Source organism: Pseudomonas sp. UBA6699 (assembly GCF_002454615.1).
Lineage (GTDB): Bacteria > Pseudomonadota > Gammaproteobacteria > Pseudomonadales > Pseudomonadaceae > Aquipseudomonas > Aquipseudomonas juntendi.
On record NZ_DKJF01000086.1, the window covers coordinates 5,350 to 22,013 of the forward strand.

Annotated in this window: 18 protein-coding genes; 3 read left to right on the forward strand and 15 right to left on the reverse strand. The window is 64.0% G+C overall.

Annotated elements, in window-relative coordinates; genetic code table 11:
- Positions 1-122: 122 nt before the first annotated feature.
- From B3361_RS16935 to ccoN (B3361_RS16995), 13 genes are all read right to left on the reverse strand, one after another.
- On the reverse strand, positions 123-806 hold the full coding sequence (locus B3361_RS16935; RefSeq protein ID WP_054881972.1) for a sulfite exporter TauE/SafE family protein: 684 nt from the start codon (positions 804-806) through the stop codon (positions 123-125).
- Entirely contained in the window at positions 799-1,014 is a 216-nt protein-coding gene (gene ccoS / locus B3361_RS16940) for a cbb3-type cytochrome oxidase assembly protein CcoS (RefSeq protein WP_054881973.1), read from the reverse strand. The genes B3361_RS16935 and ccoS overlap by 8 nt, the downstream gene beginning before the upstream one ends.
- Entirely contained in the window at positions 993-3,467 is a 2,475-nt protein-coding gene (locus B3361_RS16945; RefSeq protein ID WP_054905803.1) for a heavy metal translocating P-type ATPase, read from the reverse strand. The genes ccoS and B3361_RS16945 overlap by 22 nt, the downstream gene beginning before the upstream one ends.
- 155 nt (positions 3,468-3,622) lie before the next feature.
- Positions 3,623-4,147 (reverse strand): FixH family protein, encoded by a 525-nt coding sequence (locus tag B3361_RS16950; protein WP_054881975.1) that lies wholly within the window; start codon positions 4,145-4,147, stop codon positions 3,623-3,625.
- Positions 4,148-4,162: 15 nt separating this feature from the next.
- Positions 4,163-5,578 (reverse strand): cytochrome c oxidase accessory protein CcoG, encoded by a 1,416-nt coding sequence (gene ccoG / locus B3361_RS16955; protein WP_054881976.1) that lies wholly within the window; start codon positions 5,576-5,578, stop codon positions 4,163-4,165.
- 308 nt (positions 5,579-5,886) lie between these two features.
- Complete coding sequence (gene ccoP, locus B3361_RS16960) at positions 5,887-6,864, reverse strand: cytochrome-c oxidase, cbb3-type subunit III (protein WP_054905802.1); 978 nt, start codon at positions 6,862-6,864, stop codon at positions 5,887-5,889.
- Positions 6,861-7,052 (reverse strand): CcoQ/FixQ family Cbb3-type cytochrome c oxidase assembly chaperone, encoded by a 192-nt coding sequence (locus B3361_RS16965; protein WP_009683899.1) that lies wholly within the window; start codon positions 7,050-7,052, stop codon positions 6,861-6,863. Before B3361_RS16965 ends, ccoP (B3361_RS16960) begins: the two co-directional genes overlap by 4 nt.
- A 5-nt stretch (positions 7,053-7,057) precedes the next feature.
- Positions 7,058-7,666 carry a cytochrome-c oxidase, cbb3-type subunit II gene (gene ccoO / locus B3361_RS16970; protein ID WP_009683898.1) on the reverse strand — a complete coding sequence of 203 codons (609 nt, stop codon included), beginning with the start codon at positions 7,664-7,666 and terminating at the stop codon, positions 7,058-7,060.
- On the reverse strand, positions 7,666-9,108 hold the full coding sequence (gene ccoN, locus B3361_RS16975; protein ID WP_054905801.1) for a cytochrome-c oxidase, cbb3-type subunit I: 1,443 nt from the start codon (positions 9,106-9,108) through the stop codon (positions 7,666-7,668). The genes ccoO (B3361_RS16970) and ccoN (B3361_RS16975) overlap by 1 nt, the downstream gene beginning before the upstream one ends.
- Positions 9,109-9,560: 452 nt before the next feature.
- On the reverse strand, positions 9,561-10,502 hold the full coding sequence (ccoP, locus tag B3361_RS16980; protein ID WP_009683896.1) for a cytochrome-c oxidase, cbb3-type subunit III: 942 nt from the start codon (positions 10,500-10,502) through the stop codon (positions 9,561-9,563).
- The gene (locus B3361_RS16985) at positions 10,499-10,693 is read right to left on the reverse strand and encodes a cbb3-type cytochrome oxidase subunit 3 (RefSeq protein ID WP_009683895.1); all 195 of its coding nucleotides are present in this window, start codon (positions 10,691-10,693) and stop codon (positions 10,499-10,501) included. Before B3361_RS16985 ends, ccoP (B3361_RS16980) begins: the two co-directional genes overlap by 4 nt.
- A gap of 5 nt (positions 10,694-10,698) precedes the next feature.
- Complete coding sequence (gene ccoO / locus B3361_RS16990; RefSeq protein ID WP_009683894.1) at positions 10,699-11,307, reverse strand: cytochrome-c oxidase, cbb3-type subunit II; 609 nt, start codon at positions 11,305-11,307, stop codon at positions 10,699-10,701.
- Between the two features lie 13 nt (positions 11,308-11,320).
- Positions 11,321-12,745, reverse strand: coding sequence for a cytochrome-c oxidase, cbb3-type subunit I (gene ccoN / locus B3361_RS16995; RefSeq protein WP_029885688.1), 1,425 nt, complete (start codon positions 12,743-12,745; stop codon positions 11,321-11,323).
- Between the two features lie 50 nt (positions 12,746-12,795).
- Between ccoN (B3361_RS16995) and B3361_RS17000 the strand changes: the two genes are divergently transcribed.
- Entirely contained in the window at positions 12,796-13,497 is a 702-nt protein-coding gene (locus tag B3361_RS17000; protein ID WP_054890392.1) for an alpha/beta family hydrolase, read from the forward strand.
- 134 nt (positions 13,498-13,631) lie between these two features.
- Here the strand turns inward: B3361_RS17000 and B3361_RS17005 are convergent, their stop codons facing one another.
- A complete protein-coding gene (locus tag B3361_RS17005) occupies positions 13,632-13,916 on the reverse strand; it encodes a pyrimidine/purine nucleoside phosphorylase (RefSeq protein WP_009684816.1) in 285 nt (94 codons plus the stop codon).
- A gap of 73 nt (positions 13,917-13,989) precedes the next feature.
- Positions 13,990-14,541 (reverse strand): exonuclease domain-containing protein, encoded by a 552-nt coding sequence (locus tag B3361_RS17010; protein ID WP_054905799.1) that lies wholly within the window; start codon positions 14,539-14,541, stop codon positions 13,990-13,992.
- A gap of 185 nt (positions 14,542-14,726) precedes the next feature.
- Here B3361_RS17010 and B3361_RS17015 point away from each other — a divergent pair, with 185 nt between their 5' ends.
- Positions 14,727-15,536 (forward strand): substrate-binding periplasmic protein, encoded by an 810-nt coding sequence (locus B3361_RS17015; RefSeq protein WP_154211617.1) that lies wholly within the window; start codon positions 14,727-14,729, stop codon positions 15,534-15,536.
- 62 nt (positions 15,537-15,598) lie between these two features.
- Positions 15,599-16,612, forward strand: coding sequence for a GNAT family N-acetyltransferase (locus B3361_RS17020; RefSeq protein ID WP_054882193.1), 1,014 nt, complete (start codon positions 15,599-15,601; stop codon positions 16,610-16,612).
- The last annotated feature ends 52 nt before the right edge of the window (positions 16,613-16,664 follow it).

Below are 16,664 nucleotides of genomic sequence, written 5' to 3' on the forward strand. Positions count from 1 at the left end.
TCGAAAGTCGAAAGTCGAAAGCAGATCTGCTTTTGCTTGTAGCTTGTAGCTTGTAGCTTGTAGCTTGTAGCTTGTAGCTTGTAGCTTGCAGCTTGCAGCTTGCAGCTTGCAGCTTGCAGCCCTCAATGCCCCATCAGCCAATGCTGGTGCGGCCCGGGCATGGTCCAGATACCAAACAGCATCACCAGCACCCCGCCAGCCACCCGCACACTGCGCCGTTTCAACAAAGTGTTTACCCGCTCTGCCGCCAAGCCGGTCGCCAGCAGCACCGGCCAGGTGCCCACCCCGAACGCCAGCATCAACGCCGCGCTGTAGCCGGCATGGCCCTGGCTGGCCGCCCATAACAACGTGCTGTACACCAACCCGCATGGCAACCACCCCCACAAGGCCCCCAGCAGCAACGCACGGGGCAGGCTGGACACCGGCAGCAAGCGCGACGCCAGCGGCTGGATATGCCGCCACACGCCGCGGCCTAGCACCTCGATACGCGTCAGCCCGCTCCACCAGCCGGCCAGGTACAGGCCCATGGCAATCAACAGCAAGGCGGCCAGGACCCGCAGGGCCAGGGCGGCCGGGCTGCTGGCCACGGCCCAGCCGGCCAGGCCCAGCAGCAACCCGGCGCAGGCATAGCTGAAGATGCGCCCCAGGTTGTACGCCAGCAGCAGGCGCAGGCGCCTGCCGCGTTGTTCAGGGGGGATGGCCAAGGTCAGCGCACCCATCAGGCCGCCGCACATGCCCAGGCAGTGGCCGCCACCGAGCAAGCCGAGCACCAGCGCCGAGCCCAGCAGGGGAAGCAGGTCAGGCACGGGGTGGCAAGTCCTTGTCGGCGTTGCCCGGCGTGTCGTCGGGTTTGACCGCCGCCTGGTGACGAGGGTCCTGGTCGTCGAACAGAATGCTGTGCGCCGGGCCGTCGAGGTCATCGTACTGGCCGCTGTCCACGGCCCAGAAGAAGATGTACACGGCCACGCCGACCAGCAGCAGGGCTGCGGGGATCATGACATAGAGGGCGGGCATGGCGTACTCCTGGCGGGTTGCGCGGCATCCATCGCGGGCAGCCCCGCACTGACTGGCGCGCGGGTCAGGCGCAGGGCATTGAGCACCACGATCAGTGAGCTCACCGACATGCCGACAGCAGCCCACACCGGGGTGACCCAGCCGAGGGCGGCGAACGGCAACATCAGGCCATTATACAGGGTTGCCCACAGCAGGTTCTCGAGGATGTTGCGGCGGGTGCGGCGCGCCAGTTCCAGCGCCTGCACCAGCGCGCTCAGGCGGTTGGACAGCAGCACCGCGTCGGCGCAGGTCTTGGCCAGGTCGGTGGCGCTGCCCATGGCGATGCTGATGTCCGCGGCGGCCAGCACCGGCACATCGTTGACCCCGTCGCCCAGCATCAGCACCTTGCGCCCTTCGGCCTGCAAGGCTTTGAGGCGCTCCAGTTTGTCGTCCGGGCGCAGGCCGCCAATGGCGTGGTCGATGCCCAGTTGCGCGGCGACTTCCGCGACCATCGGCGAACTGTCGCCAGACAGCAGCAGGGTGCGCCAGCCCCGCGCTTTGCAGGCAGACAGCAGGGCCGGTGCATCATCGCGCAAGCGGTCGTCCAGGCCGAACCAGGCCAATGGCCCCTGGCGGTCGCCCAGCAGCAGCCACTGGCCGCGAGGCTCGGGCACCGCAGGTACTTGCGCGCCGCTCAAGGCGCAGACGAAGCTGGCCTGGCCAATGCGCAGGCGCTGGCCATCGACCAGCCCTTCCAGGCCCAGGCCGGGCACAGTCTGCACCTCTTCAGCAGGTGTGGCCGCGCGCCCGAACGCGCGGGCGATGGGGTGCTCCGAGCGGTTCTCCAATGCCGCCGCCAGCGCCAGGCAACGGTCCGCGGGGTGGCTGCCGAGTGGGCGAATGCTGCGCAAGGTCAGCCTGCCTTCGGTCAGCGTGCCGGTCTTGTCAAAAATCACCGTATCGATCTGGTTCAGGCCTTCCAGCACATGGCCACGGGTCACCAGCAGGCCAAGTTTATGCAGGGTGCCGGTGGCTGCAGTGAGTGCGGTGGGGGTGGCCAGCGACAGCGCACAAGGGCACGTCGCCACCAGCATGGCCAGCACGATCCAGAACGCCCGGGCCGGCTCCAGGTACCACCACCACAGGCCGATGGCCACTGCGGCCAGCAGCGAGAACAGCAGGAACCCCTGCGAGGCGCGGTCGGCAATTTCTGCCAGGCGTGGTTTTTCCGTCTGCGCACGCTCCAGCAGGCGGACGATGGCCGACAGCCGCGAGTCGTGGCCCAGGGCCTGGACTTCTATGTTCAGCGTGCTTTCCACGTTCAAGGTGCCGCCGGTGACCCGGTCCCCCACCCGCCGCTGCTGTGGCAGGTATTCACCGGTGAGCAGCGATTCGTCGACGCTGGAGCGGCCTTCGACGATGCGCCCGTCGGCGGGAATCACCGCGCCGGGCAGCACCTGTACGGTGTCGCCGCATTGCAGTTCACTGAGCAGAATGCGCCCGCTGCGGCCTTGGCTGTCCAGGCGCAGGCACGAAGCCGGCAGCAAGTTTACCAGTTGCGCCGTGGCCGCTGCGGTGCGCTCGCGGGCGCGGCGTTCCAGGTAGCGGCCGGTCAACAGGAACAGGGCGAACATGCCCACGGTGTCGAAATACAGCTCGCCGCTGCCAGTGATGGCTGTCCAGATGCCGGCACCGAAGGCCAGGCCAATGGCCAGTGACACCGAAACATCCATGGTCAGGTGGCGGGTGCGCAGGTCGCGGGCGGCGCCTTTGAAGAACGGTGCGCAGCTGTAGAACACGATGGGGATCGTCAGGAACAGCGCCACCCAACGCAGGATGGTATGCAGCTCGGGCGACAGGTCGATGTTGAATTCCGGCCAGGTGGCCATGGTCGCCATCATTGCCTGGAACCACAACAACCCGGCAACGCCCAGGCGCCGCAGGGCACTGCGGTTTTCCCGGGCCAACTGCTCGGCGGCCTGGTCGGGTTGATAGGGGTGGGCGGCGTAACCGATCTGGCGCAGTTCGGCCAGCAGGCGCGACAGTGGCAGCTGCGAGGCATCCCAGGCAACCAGCAGGCGGTGGTTGGACAGGTTAAGGCGCGCCTCGGCGACGCCGGGCAGGTTGCGCAGGTGTTTTTCGATCAGCCAGCCACACGCCGCACAGCTGATACCTTCGATCAGCAAGGTGGCCTCGGCCAGGTCGCCCAGGTGGTGGACGAAGGTTTGCTGCACGTCACTGCGGTCGTACAGGGCCAGTTCGTCCTGCAACTGCCTGGGCAACGCTTCGGGGTTGGCGCTGTTGTCGCTGCGGTGCTGGTAGTAGTGTTCCAGGCCGCCGGCCACGATCGCCTCGGCCACTGCCTGGCAGCCGGGGCAGCAGAACTCGCGGGGCTCGCCGAGCACCACGGCGGTAAAGCGGCTGCCGGCCGGAACGGGCAGGGCGCAGTGGTAGCAGGGAATGGGTTGGGTCATCACATCATTGCCTTACACATAGCGGCCGGTTGGCGCGCTTCCCTGTAGGAGCGGCCTTGTGTCGCGAAAGGGGCGCGAAGCGGCCCCACGATCTTAGCTTCGCAGCATAGGTTGCAGGGGCTGCTGCGCAGCCCTTTCGCGACACAAGGCCGCTCCTACAGGTGCTCGGCGCCTTGGATGGCTTCATCACCAAGCTGCAAGGTCACGCCATGCTCGACCTTCTCCTCCTCGAACAGCCGCCACACCTGGCCACCTTCACTGCCCAGCAGCTCAACGAAACGCCGCCCGTCAACCTTGTCTTGCAGCTGCCCCACGTAACGCCCGGCCTCGACCCGGCTCAGCAGCACCTTGCGGTCCTTTTCCGGCTGGGTGGGCGATATCAGGTTCAGTTCCAGGTTCTGCGGGTTGCTGTTGCCGGCCAGGCGCAGGTCCACTTCGCCGGTCAGGTCATCCAGGTGCACACTGGCCTGGAGGCGCAGCTTCTGTGCCAGCAGTTCGCGGTCCAGTGAGCGGTTGATGCCCTTGCCCGCCTCGTAGTAATTGTCGTTCACCAGGTTGTCCGGGTTGTTCACGGCGATGCTGACCATGCTGAGGCTCAGGCACACCGAGGTGGTGAGGATCGCAATGATGATCCAGGGCCAGAGGTGCTTGTACCAAGGGTCGGCGGCGGTGGCAGGCATTGTGGGTTATCTCTCTTAGCGGATCTGTGGGCCGATGAAGCGGCTCTTGGCTTCAACCTGCGCGCTGCTGTCGTCGGCGCTTTTGAGGATGAAGGTGATTTCGTTGGTGGTCGATGGCAGTTTTTCCGGCGCCACCGACAGCTGCACCGGCAGGCTGACGATATCCCCGGCGGCCACGCGGATCTCGCGTTGGCCTTCGAGCGTGAGGTCTGGCAGGCCAGTGGCGTCCAGCACATACACATGGTCACGCTGGTCCTTGTTCATGACCTTCAGGCTGTACACGTTCTCGATCCGGCCCTGGGCATTTTCGCGGTACAGCACACGGTCCTTGCTGACGTCGAAACCGACCAGCGAGCGGGTGGCGAAGGCCGTGGCCAGGCCGATGATCATCACCAGCAGCACCAGCGCGTAGCCGATCAGGCGGGGCCGCAACAGGTGGGTTTTCTGCCCGGAGAGGTTGTGCTCGGTGGTGTAGCTGATCAGCCCTTTGGGATAGTTCATCTTGTCCATGATGCCGTCGCAGGCATCGATGCAGGCGGCGCAGCCGATGCATTCGATCTGCAGGCCGTCGCGGATGTCGATGCCGGTCGGGCAGACCTGCACGCACAAGGTGCAGTCAATGCAGTCGCCCAGGCCTTGGGCCTTGTAATCCGCGCCTTTCTTGCGCGGGCCCCGGGTTTCGCCGCGGCGCGGGTCATAGGAGACGATCAGTGTGTCCTTGTCGAACATCACGCTCTGGAAGCGGGCGTAGGGGCACATGTACACACACACCTGCTCGCGCAGCCAACCGGCGTTGCCGTAGGTGGCGAGGGTGAAGAAGCCGACCCAGAAATAGGCCCAGCCATCGGCCTGGCCGGTGAAGAACTCGATCACCAGTTCACGGATCGGCGAGAAGTAGCCGACGAAGGTCATGCCGGTGACGAAACCGATCAGCAGCCACAGGCTGTGCTTGCTGAACTTGCGCAGGAACTTGTTGGCGCTCATGGGCGCCTTGTCCAGTTTGATGCGCTGGTTGCGGTCGCCCTCGGTGACTTTTTCACACCACATGAAGATCCACGTCCACACGCTTTGCGGGCAGGTGTAGCCACACCAGACCCGGCCTGCGAACACGGTGATGAAGAACAGGCCGAAGGCGGCGACGATGAGGATGCCTGACAGCAGGATGAAGTCCTGCGGCCAGATGGTGGCACCGAAGATATAGAACTTGCGCTCGGGCAGGTTCCACCACACCGCCTGGTGGCCACCCCAGTTCAGCCATACCGTGCCGAAGTACAGCAGGAACAGCGCGGCACCGCCAACCATGCGCAAACGCCGGAACAGGCCGGTGAAGGCGCGGGTATAGATTTTTTCGCGGGACGCGTAGAGGTCGACGGAGTCCTTCCCTTTCGTGGCAGGCGGGGTTACATCATGTACCGGAATTTGCTTGCTCATCATCAAGTCCCACGGCAGTGGAAAAATGCCGCGGCCAGTGCGTGCCGGCCGCAGTCTCGCGCAATCTGCTAGCGCTCTGCGGTTCATGATACGCCGCTATGGGCGGCCCGGGGTCGCACTGCGACCTTTAGTCGCGTTGGGTTCGCGGTGTGAATCGTGTTATGGCGGGTGTCAATTGATCCAGGTCATCAGCCTGCGAGAAATGCTTGGTTGTGCCGGCCTTTTCGCTGGCTTGCCCGCTCCCACAGGTCCCTCATCAGCCTTGAGGGTGTGGGAGCGGGCGAGCCCGCGAAGAGGCCAGGCCTGCCTTACTCGGCCTTGGCCGGCTCAGCCTGCTGCGACAGGCTGTACACATAAGCCGCCAGCAAGTGCACCTTGTCGTTGCCCTGCAACTGTTCCTGGGCCGGCATCTGCCCTTGGCGGCCATAGCGGATGGTCTGCTGCAACTGGGCAAAGCTGGAGCCGTAGATGAACGCCTGCGGGTGGGTCAGGTTCGGTGCCCCCATGGCTGGCGTGCCTTTGCCTTCCGGCCCGTGGCAGGCCACGCAGTTGGCGGCGAAGATCTTCTGCCCATTCTGCACATCGGCCTTGACCCCTTGCGGCAGGGTACGGCCATCGAGCTTGCTGACCACGAATGCCGCGACGTCGGCCACACCTTGGTCACCGATCACTTCGGCCCATGCCGGCATCACACCGTGGCGGCCGCCCATGATGGTGGCCTTGATGGTTTCCGGCTCGCCGCCCCAGCGCCAGTCATTGTCGGTCAGGTTGGGGAAACCGAAGGCGCCCTTGGCGTCGGAGCCATGGCATACCGAGCAGTTGGAGGCGAACAGGCGTGCGCCCATTTTCAGCGCCTGTGGGTCTTTGGCCACTTCCTCGATAGGCATGGCGGCGAACTTGGCGTAGATCGGGCCGAAGCGCGCCTGGGCCTTGGCCATTTCCTTCTCCCACTCGTGCACGCCGGTCCAGCCCTGCTGGCCGTTGGAAAACTCGGTCTGTTTGTCGTTGTCCAGGTACGAATAACCCGGCAGCATGCCTTTCCAGTTGCCCAGCCCCGGGTACAGCACCAGGTAGCCGAGGGCGAAGACGATGGTGCCGACGAACAGCCAGAACCACCATTTCGGCAGTGGGTTGTCGTACTCCTCGATACCATCGAAGGCGTGCCCGACGGTTTCGTCGGTCACCTCTTCGCGCTGGCCCTTGCGGGTCGACAGCAGCAGCCAGGTCAACGAGAAGATGGTGCCCAGGGTCAGGACGGTAACGTACAGACTCCAGAAGGTTGTCATTGTTGTTTGCTCCCAGAAGCTTTTGCTTGCTCGACGTGCCGTTTGGCCTCGGGGTCATCGGCGAAGGGCAGTTGGGTGGCTTCGTCGAAGTCCTTCTTGCGCCGTGGGTTGAACACCCACAGCGCCAGGCCCACGAACGCCACCATCACCACGACGGTACCCAGGCCGCGAATCATCCCGATATCCATCAGCGTCACCGTTTGCTCTTGATGATGGTGCCAAGACCCTGCAGGTACGCCACGAGGGCGTCCATTTCGGTCTTGCCCTTGACCGCGTCACGGGCGCCGGCGATGTCGGCGTCGGTGTACGGTGTGCCGAGTGTGCGCAGCACCTCCATCTTCTTCGCGGTGTCCTTGCCGTCGAGCGTGTTCTCGACCAGCCAGGGGTAGGCCGGCATCTTCGATTCCGGCACCACGTTGCGCGGGTTGTACAGGTGCGCGCGGTGCCAGTCATCGGAGTAGCGGCCACCGACCCGTGCCAGATCCGGCCCGGTGCGTTTGGAGCCCCACAGGAACGGGTGGTCCCACACGCTCTCGCCGGCGACCGAGTAGTGCCCGTAGCGCTCGGTTTCGGCGCGGAACGGGCGGATCATCTGCGAGTGGCAGCCCACGCAACCTTCGCGGATATAGATGTCGCGGCCTTCCAGCTCCAGGGCGGTACGCGGCTTCATGCCCTCGACCGGCTTGTTGGTCACGTCCTGGAAAAACAGCGGGACGATCTGGGTCAGGCCACCGACGCTTACCGCGATGACCATGAAGAAGGCCAGCAGGCCAATGTTCTTCTCGACGGCTTCATGCTTCATCAGTGCGCTCCCACAACGACGATCTTGGCGGCTTCTTCAGCCTGTGCCGGGTTGGCGGCACGCACGGTACGCAACACGTTGTAGGCCATCAGCAGCATGCCGCTGGCGAAGAACGCACCGCCCAGGGCACGCACGATGTAGCCCGGGTGGCTGGCTTGCAGTGCCTCGACGAACGAGTAGGTGAGGGTGCCGTCATCGTTGATGGCACGCCACATCAGGCCCTGGGTGATGCCGTTGACCCACATCGAGGCGATGTACAGCACGGTGCCGATGGTGGCCAGCCAGAAGTGCGCGTTGATCAGGCCAACGCTGTGCATCTGCACGCGGCCATACAGGCGCGGGATCATGTGGTACACGGCGCCGATCGAAATCATGGCGACCCAGCCGAGGGCGCCTGCGTGGACGTGGCCGATGGTCCAGTCGGTGTAGTGCGACAGCGAGTTAACGGTCTTGATGGCCATCATCGGGCCTTCGAAGGTGGACATGCCGTAGAACGCCAGCGACACCACCAGAAAGCGCAGGATCGGGTCGGTACGCAGTTTGTGCCAGGCGCCCGACAGGGTCATCATGCCGTTGATCATGCCGCCCCAGCTTGGCGCCAGAAGGATGATCGACATCACCATACCCAGCGACTGCGCCCAGTCGGGCAGGGCGGTGTAGTGCAGGTGGTGCGGGCCGGCCCAGATGTACAGGGTGATCAGCGCCCAGAAGTGCACGATCGACAGGCGGTACGAGTAGATCGGCCGCTCGGCCTGCTTGGGCACGAAGTAGTACATCATGCCCAGGAAGCCGGTGGTCAGGAAAAAGCCCACGGCGTTGTGCCCGTACCACCACTGGATCATCGCATCGGTGGCGCCGGAGTAGGCCGAGTACGACTTGAACAGGCTGACCGGCAGGGAGATGTGGTTGACGATGTGCAGCATCGCGGTGACCACGATGAAGGCACCGTAGAACCAGTTGCCGACATAGATATGCTTGGTCTTGCGCTTGACGATGGTGCCGAAGAACACCACCCCGTAGGTGACCCAGACAATGGCCAGCAGAATCGCCATTGGCCACTCCAGCTCGGCGTATTCCTTGGTGGTGGTGTAGCCCATCGGCAGGGTGATCAGCGCCCCGACGATCACCGCCTGCCAGCCCCAGAAGGTGAAGGCGGCCAGGCTGTCGGAAATCAGCCGCGTCTGGCAGGTGCGCTGCACCACGTAGTAGCTGGTGCCGAACAGCGCGCAGCCGCCGAAGGCGAAGATCACCAGGTTGGTGTGCAGCGGACGCAAGCGCCCGAAGCTGGTCCAGGGCAGGTCCAGGTTCAGTTGTGGCCACACCAGCTGCGAGGCGATGAAGACGCCGAGGCCCATGCCAAGGATCCCCCAGACCACCGTCATGATGGCGAACTGGCGGACGACCTTATAGTTATAAGCAGTCGGACTGATTGCTGTGCTCATTCTAAGGTTCCACGGTTTTGATGTTCTTGTTGGTTGAAAAATCGGCGCCAGTATTGATAACCCTCCGGGTTACCGCAACGCAACTTTGGTACGCCGACCCGTGTCCGGGCCCGTTCACTGATGTCCCGCAGCGCTCGGGTCAGGTGGATTGTACACAAATAAATATTTGTAATGTGTACCGTTTTTCACCTTTTTCTGATCGATCGGTCAAGCTTTTTTTGGGGGCGGCCACTGGCCAGGCGCGGCGTCTGCGCCGGTGCTTTCGTAGGATGCCCACTGTGGCAACAAGCTTAGTTCTGTTCGGAGGGGGTGCAAGGGAGGGAGTAGGGCGGGGGAGCGCTGGGGCTGCTCTGCAGCCCTTTCGCGACACAAGGCCGCGCCTACAGAAAAAATGCGATCTCCTGCAGGAGCGGCCTTGCGTCGCGATGGGCCGCAAAGCGGCCCCGGGGGTATTACTTGGAAGTCACAGTTTCAGCCGCGCCATCCTGCGACAGGCTGTACACATACGCCGCCAACAGGTGCACTTTGTCATTGCCCTGAATCTCGGCCTGCGCCGGCATCTGCCCTTGGCGACCGTAGCGGATGGTCTGTTGCAGCTGGGCAAAGCTCGACCCATAGATGAACGCCTGTGGGTGGGTCAGGTCGGGCGCGCCCATGGCCGGGGTGCCTTTGCCTTCCGGCCCGTGGCAGGCCACGCAGTTGCCGGCGAAGATCTCCTTGCCCTTGGCCGGGTCGGCCTTGGCGCCTTCCGGCAGTTTACGGCCGTCCATGCTGGTCAGCACGAACGCGGCGACGTCGGCCACGCCCTGCTCGCCAATCACCTCGGCCCATGCCGGCATCACACCATGGCGGCCGTTCATGATCGACGCCTTGATGGTCTGCGCATCACCGCCCCAGCGCCAGTCCTTGTCGGTGAGGTTGGGGAAGCCGAACGCGCCCTTGGCGTCCGAGCCATGGCAGACCGAACAGTTGGAGGCGAACAGGCGCCCGCCCATTTTCAACGCCTGCGGGTCCTTGGCCACTTCCTCCACCGGCATGGCGGCGTACTTGGCGAAGATCGGCCCGAAGCGGGCATCGGCCTTGTCCATTTCCTTTTGCCATTCGTTGGCGCCGGTCCAGCCATTTTCATAACCCGGCAGAATGCCTTTCCAGTTGCCCAGGCCCGGGTAAAGGATCAGGTAGCCGACCGCGAACACCAGGGTGCCGACGAACAGCCAGAACCACCACTTGGGCAAGGGGTTGTCGTACTCCTCGATGCCGTCGAAGCTGTGGCCCATGGTCTGGTCGGTGGGGTTGTGGCTCTGGCCCTTGCGGGTGGCGAGCAACAGCCAGGTCAGGCCAATCAGGCTCCCGATGGTCAGTACGCTGATATACGTACTCCAGAAGGTGGTCATTGCCCGTTACTCCTTTTTGCAGCAGGTTCCTGCCCGGCAGCGGGCAGGCGGTCGTCGACGAAGGGCAGCAAGCGCGCCTCGGCGAAATCACGGTCGCGACGGCGGTTGAATACCCACAGGGAGAGGCCGATGAAGGCGACCATCACCACCAGGGTGCCGAGGCCGCGAATCATGCCGGTGTCCATTTCCATCGCAATCACCTCTTGTTCTTGATCGCGGTGCCAAGCACCTGCAGGTAGGCCACCAGCGCGTCCATCTCGGTCTTGCCCTTGACCGCGTCGCGGGCACCGGCGATGTCGTCGTCGGTGTACGGCACGCCGAGCGTACGCAGGGTGCGCATCTTCACGTCGGTGTGGCTGTTATCCACCTGTTGGGCGACCAGCCAGGGGTACGCCGGCATCTTCGACTCCGGTACCACGTTGCGCGGGTTGTACAGGTGCGCGCGGTGCCAGTCGTCCGAGTAGCGGCCGCCGACCCGGGCCAGGTCCGGGCCGGTACGCTTGGAGCCCCACAGGAACGGGTGGTCCCACACGCTCTCGCCGGCGACCGAGTAGTGGCCGTAGCGTTCGGTTTCGGCGCGGAATGGGCGGATCATCTGCGAATGGCAGCCCACGCAGCCTTCGCGGATATAGATGTCGCGGCCTTCGAGCTGCAGCGCGGTGTAAGGCTTCATGCCTTCGACCGGCTTGTTGGTGACGTCCTGGAAGAACAGCGGCACGATCTGGGTCAGGCCGCCGATACTGACGGCCAACACCATCAGCAGGGCCAGCAGGCCAACGTTTTTCTCGATGACTTCATGTTTCATCAGGCAGGTCTCCTCAAGCCAGCTGGGCGTTCGCAGGGGCAGCATCAAGCGCCGGCGAACGCACGGTGCGCCAGGTGTTCCAGGCCATCAGGAACATGCCGCTGAGGAAGATCGCACCGCCGACGAAGCGCACGATGAAGCCTGGGTGGCTGGCCACCAGGGTTTCCACGAACGAGTAGGTGAGCGTGCCGTCGCTGTTCACTGCGCGCCACATCAGGCCCTGGGCAATGCCGTTGACCCACATCGAGGCGATGTACAGTACGGTGCCGATGGTGGCCAGCCAGAAATGCGCGTTGATCAGGCCGATGCTGTACATGCGTTCCTTGCCGAACACTTTCGGGATGGTGTGGTACAGCGCGCCGATCGAGATCATCGCGACCCAGCCCAGGGCGCCAGCGTGCACGTGGCCGATGGTCCAGTCGGTGTAGTGGGAAAGGGCGTTGACCGTCTTGATGGCCATCATCGGGCCCTCGAAGGTGGACATGCCGTAGAACGCCAGCGACACCACCAAAAAGCGCAGGATCGGGTCGCTGCGCAGTTTGTGCCAGGCCCCCGACAGGGTCATCATGCCGTTGATCATGCCACCCCAGCTCGGTGCCAGCAGGATCAGCGACATCACCATGCCCAGCGATTGCGCCCAGTCAGGCAGGGCGGTGTAGTGCAGGTGGTGCGGGCCGGCCCAGATGTACAGGGTAATCAGCGCCCAGAAGTGCACGATCGACAGGCGGTAGGAATACACCGGGCGTTCGGCCTGCTTGGGCACGTAGTAGTACATCATCCCCAGGAAGCCCGCGGTCAGGAAGAAGCCCACCGCGTTGTGGCCATACCACCACTGCACCATGGCGTCGGTGGCACCGGCATAGACCGAGTACGACTTGGTCAGGCTGACCGGCAGTTCCAGGTTGTTGACGATGTGCAGCATGGCCACCGTCAGGATGAACGCGCCGAAGAACCAGTTGCCCACGTAGATGTGCTTGGTGTTGCGCTTGATCAGCGTGCCGAAGAACACGATGGCGTAGCAGACCCAGACGATGGTGATCAGGATGTCGATCGGCCATTCCAGCTCGGCGTATTCCTTGGAGCTGGTGTAGCCCAATGGCAGGCTGATGGCCGCCAGCAGGATCACCAGCTGCCAGCCCCAGAAGGTGAACGCGGCCAGGCCGGGTGCGAACAGGGTGGTCTGGCAGGTGCGTTGCACCGAATAATAGGAGGTGGCGAACAGCGCGCAGCCGCCGAAGGCGAAGATCACCGCATTGGTGTGCAGTGGGCGCAGGCGGCCGAAGCTGGTCCAGGGGAGGTCGAAGTTGAGGGCAGGCCAGGCAAGCTGGGCGGCGATGAAAACGCCGAGCCCCATCCCGACGATTCCCCACACCACCGTCATGATGGCGAATTGGCGGACCACCTTGTAGTTATAGGCGGTACTGCTGGTTGTGTTCATGTATGGGTTCCCATCCACGGTTATTTGGCAGGCTTTACAGCGAGGCAAGCATGATTAATGGGCAAAGTGCCGGTATTGACGGGGATCAATGGGCGAAGGTCGGAAATGTTCCAGGCTTGCGCTGCGATCTTGCGCAGGTCGAGGGCGGGGAGGGTTACAAGGGCTGCCTGATCCTGGCCCATGGTGCCGGTGCGCCGATGGACAGCGGGTTCATGGACGAAATGGCGCAAAGGCTTGCGGCACTTGGGGTAGCGGTGCTGCGCTTCGAGTTCCCGTACATGGCCGAGCGCCGGGTTGGCGGTGGCAAGCGGCCGCCGAACCCGCAGAAGGTATTGCTGGAAAGCTGGCGCGAGGTGTACCGGCAGGTGCGACCTTTGGTCGCGGGCAAGCTGGCGGTGGGTGGCAAGTCGATGGGTGGGCGCATGGCCAGCCTGCTGGCCGACGAACTGGGCGCCGATGCGCTGGTGTGCCTGGGCTACCCGTTCTACGCGGTGGGCAAACCCGAGAAGCCGCGCGTGGAGCACCTGGCCGGGTTGAAAACCCCGACGTTGATCGTGCAGGGCGAGCGCGATGCGCTGGGCAACCGGGAGGCGGTGGCTGGGTATGCGTTGTCGCCGGCGATCGAGGTGAGCTGGCTAGTGGCGGCGGACCATGACCTGAAGCCGTTGAAGGCTTCGGGGTTCAGCCATGAGCAGCATTTGCAGGCGGCTGCGCAGCGAGTTGCCAGCTTTTTGGCAGGCATACGCTTGTAGGAGCGGCCTTGTGTCGCGAAAGGGCCGCGCAGCGGCCCCGGCAATTCACGCGGCGAAGCTAAAAACTGGGGCTGCTTCGCAGCCCTTTCGCGACACAAGGCCGCTCCTACAACGAGCGTGCCAATAGCGAACAATTAATCGCGGTACTCGCACAGGTAGGCGGTGTCGACCTTCACCTGCAGCTGGAACTTGCTGTCAGCCGGTACATTGAACGTGTCGCCCGCCTTGAAGGTTTCCCAGTTGTCGCTGCCTGGCAGCTTGACGATCAACGCACCCGACACCACGTGCATGATTTCACGCTTGGCGGTGCCGAACTCGTATTCGCCCGGGGCCATCACGCCGACAGTGGCCGGGCCTTCTTCGCCCGTGAAGGCGATCGACTTGACGGTGCCGTTGAAGTACTCGTTGACCTGGAACATGGGCGTCTCCTGAAAAAGGGGAGGAAAAAGGGCTGGCCAGTATGCCCAAGCCCAATGGCCTCGTCATCTGCTTTCAGGGCCCGTCGGCGGGCAGGCTCAAGGGCAGCAGCCGCGCTGTATTGCGCGCATCTTCCAGGGCCCGGTGCTGCTGCCCGCAAAAGTGCATGCCAGCCAGTTGCAGGGCGCCGTTCAGGCCGGCAGGGCGCTGCAGGTGGCGGGCCTTGGCAAAGCGTTGCTTGAGGTTGATGTGCGCCAGCGTGCGCAGCAGGCTGTCCAGGCCGTGCAGGTGCCATTCCTGGTGCAGTTGCTGGCGGTCGTAGTCGCCCCAACTGACCCAGGCCTGCAACTGTTCACGATGCTGCCCGAGCCAGTGCTCGAAGCTGGCCCATACCTCGCGAAACGGCGCGGCCGCATCGACGTCGGCCTGGCTGATGTGGGTCAGCTCGCGACAGAACGGGGTCAGCTGCGGGCGCCGCCGCGGGCGCACGAAACGCTGGAAGTGGTCGACCTCACGGCCTTCGCGGGTGACCAGGCTCGCGCCGATTTCAATGACTTCCATCTCCGTGATCGGCCACCCACCCTCATCGGTGGTGGCCTCCAGGTCGATCACCAACCAATGGCCCATACCAGGCTCCCTTGCAGATCCTGCTAGAGCGTAGCCAAACTCGGCGCATCCGGCACCTCGTGGCATTTTGCCGCCCGTTTTGTCACCGCCAATGGCGTATCGAGGGGCACGAAAGCCGGAGGCAGCAGTTGTGCCGCCCCGGTAAAACGCCTAGCTTAAGCGAACCCAGGCATGAACCGTGATGAATGACCGCCTTTACCCTTGCGCCCGGCCTGAAGGCCTTGTCCACCCTCATGTTGCTGGCTGTTTACTGGTTGGCCGTACCGGCATGCGCGGCAGGCGCCATCGAGGTGAAAGTCGGTGCCGCGCATTTCCCGCCGTATACGGTGCGCCCCGAGCAGGGCGCCGATATCGGCTTGTTGCCGCAGTTGGTCGCTGCGCTCAACCGTGCCCAGCAGCGCTACCGCTTCGTATTGGTGCCCACTTCCATCCAGCGGCGTTTCAGTGACTTGCAGCAGGGCCGTACCGATATGGCCATTTTCGAGAACCCGCAGTGGGGCTGGAAGGAGATTCCCCATCAACAGGTGGACATGGGCCTGGAAGATGCCGAAGTGTTCGTGGCCCGCCAGGTGGACGGGCGCGCCCCGCATTACTTCGATGACCTGAAGGGCAAGCGCCTGGCCCTGTTCAACGGCTATCACTATGCGTTCGCCGGTTTCAACGCCGACCCGCGCTACCTGCGCAAGGCCTACAATGCGACGTTGACCTATTCACACGACAGCAACCTGCTGATGGTGCAGGCGGGCCGCGCCGACATTGCCCTGGTCACGCGCTCCTACCTCAGTGACTTCCTGGCACGTAACCCGTCCAGCCGTGCGCAACTGGTTGCATCGCAGCGCATCGATCAGGTTTACCACCACTACGCGCTGCTGCGGCCCGCCGCGCCCATTGGCGAGCGGTCGTTCGCTGAACTGTTGAGAGGCTTGCGTGATAGCGGTGAGCTGGCGCGCATCTTCCAGCCTTACCGCATCGCCGTCAGTGCGCCCGAGGACTAAATTGCCGCCGCGTGGCATCGTTCTCGACAGTGAGCCCTTTGTTCATTTCGCGAGACCCACCCATGCCCTTCGATGCCGCTTCGCAGCCACAGTCACCGCCACGTTGGCGCAGCCTCAGTGCCGAGGAGGGGGCCAACAGGCTGAGCCTGACCCTGGAGGGCCGCCCGCTGGCGCAGGTGCGCCTGCAGGCGGCTCCAACCTTGCAGGTACACCTTGAGCAGCTGTGCCCCGAGCGCCCTTATCAAGCCTTGTGGGCGGCCTGCTATTGGCTGTTGTCCCGTGACAGTGCCTGCCAGTGCCTGGTCTGGCACCTGCCCGAGGTGGTGCCGCAGGCATTGGCCAGCGGCCTGCTGCTGGTGGGCGATGTGCCTGGCCAGTACCTGTGCGAGCGCGCGCTGTTCTGGCAATTGCCGCAGCCCTGGCTGGGTGAGGCGCTGGCTGCCCCCTTCCCGCAGCAGATGCAGATCAGCAATGGCAAGCGCCACCCGCGGCGGGCGCCCAAGCCCCGTGGCGAGGTCTATCGGCGCTTCGATGCGCGGCTGGGTAGCTGGGTGTCGCTGCGCACCCTGGACATCGAGCATGACCTGGAGCGCTTCAACCGCTGGCAGAACGACCCGCGCGTGGAGGCGTTCTGGCAGGAAAGCGGCACGCTTGCCCAGCACCGCGAGTACCTGGCCAAGCTGGAGGTCGACCCGCATACCCTGACGTTGATTGGCTGCTTCGACGATCAGCCATTTGCCTATTTCGAGGCTTACTGGGCCAAGGAGGATCGCATTGCACCGTTCTACCCGGCTGATGACTACGACCGCGGCATCCACATGCTGGTTGGGGAACAGAGCCATCGTGGCCCGCACAAGGTCGCCAGCTGGCTATCGGCGCTGGTGCATTACCTGTTCCTGGATGACCCGCGTACCCAGCGGGTTGTCGCCGAGCCGCGTGCCGACAATGGCAAGATGATCGGCTACATGCACGACCAGTGCTTCCATTGCGAGAAGGAGTTCGACTTCCCGCACAAGCGCGCGGCGCTGATGATTCTGGGGCGGGAGCGGTTCTTCGATCGTTGCAGGCTCGCCTGATGGCGAGAGCGGCAAGCGGCAAGCTACAAGTTACAAGCTACAAGCTACAAGC

Coding starts and splice junctions, on each gene's coding strand:
- B3361_RS17005 (WP_009684816.1), bottom strand. CDS start 13,916: ATGTTCCAGGTCAACGAGTACTTCAACGGCACCGTCAAGTCGATCGCC.
- ccoN (WP_054905801.1), bottom strand. CDS start 9,108: ATGAGCACAGCAATCAGTCCGACTGCTTATAACTATAAGGTCGTCCGC.
- ccoS (WP_054881973.1), bottom strand. CDS start 1,014: ATGCCCGCCCTCTATGTCATGATCCCCGCAGCCCTGCTGCTGGTCGGC.
- B3361_RS16950 (WP_054881975.1), bottom strand. CDS start 4,147: ATGCCTGCCACCGCCGCCGACCCTTGGTACAAGCACCTCTGGCCCTGG.
- ccoO (WP_009683894.1), bottom strand. CDS start 11,307: ATGAAACATGAAGTCATCGAGAAAAACGTTGGCCTGCTGGCCCTGCTG.
- B3361_RS17015 (WP_154211617.1), top strand. CDS start 14,727: ATGACCGCCTTTACCCTTGCGCCCGGCCTGAAGGCCTTGTCCACCCTC.
- ccoP (WP_009683896.1), bottom strand. CDS start 10,502: ATGACCACCTTCTGGAGTACGTATATCAGCGTACTGACCATCGGGAGC.
- B3361_RS16965 (WP_009683899.1), bottom strand. CDS start 7,052: ATGGATATCGGGATGATTCGCGGCCTGGGTACCGTCGTGGTGATGGTG.
- B3361_RS17000 (WP_054890392.1), top strand. CDS start 12,796: ATGATTAATGGGCAAAGTGCCGGTATTGACGGGGATCAATGGGCGAAG.
- B3361_RS16945 (WP_054905803.1), bottom strand. CDS start 3,467: ATGACCCAACCCATTCCCTGCTACCACTGCGCCCTGCCCGTTCCGGCC.
- ccoO (WP_009683898.1), bottom strand. CDS start 7,666: ATGAAGCATGAAGCCGTCGAGAAGAACATTGGCCTGCTGGCCTTCTTC.
- B3361_RS16985 (WP_009683895.1), bottom strand. CDS start 10,693: ATGGAAATGGACACCGGCATGATTCGCGGCCTCGGCACCCTGGTGGTG.
- ccoG (WP_054881976.1), bottom strand. CDS start 5,578: ATGAGCAAGCAAATTCCGGTACATGATGTAACCCCGCCTGCCACGAAA.
- B3361_RS17010 (WP_054905799.1), bottom strand. CDS start 14,541: ATGGGCCATTGGTTGGTGATCGACCTGGAGGCCACCACCGATGAGGGT.
- B3361_RS17020 (WP_054882193.1), top strand. CDS start 15,599: ATGCCCTTCGATGCCGCTTCGCAGCCACAGTCACCGCCACGTTGGCGC.
- ccoP (WP_054905802.1), bottom strand. CDS start 6,864: ATGACAACCTTCTGGAGTCTGTACGTTACCGTCCTGACCCTGGGCACC.
- ccoN (WP_029885688.1), bottom strand. CDS start 12,745: ATGAACACAACCAGCAGTACCGCCTATAACTACAAGGTGGTCCGCCAA.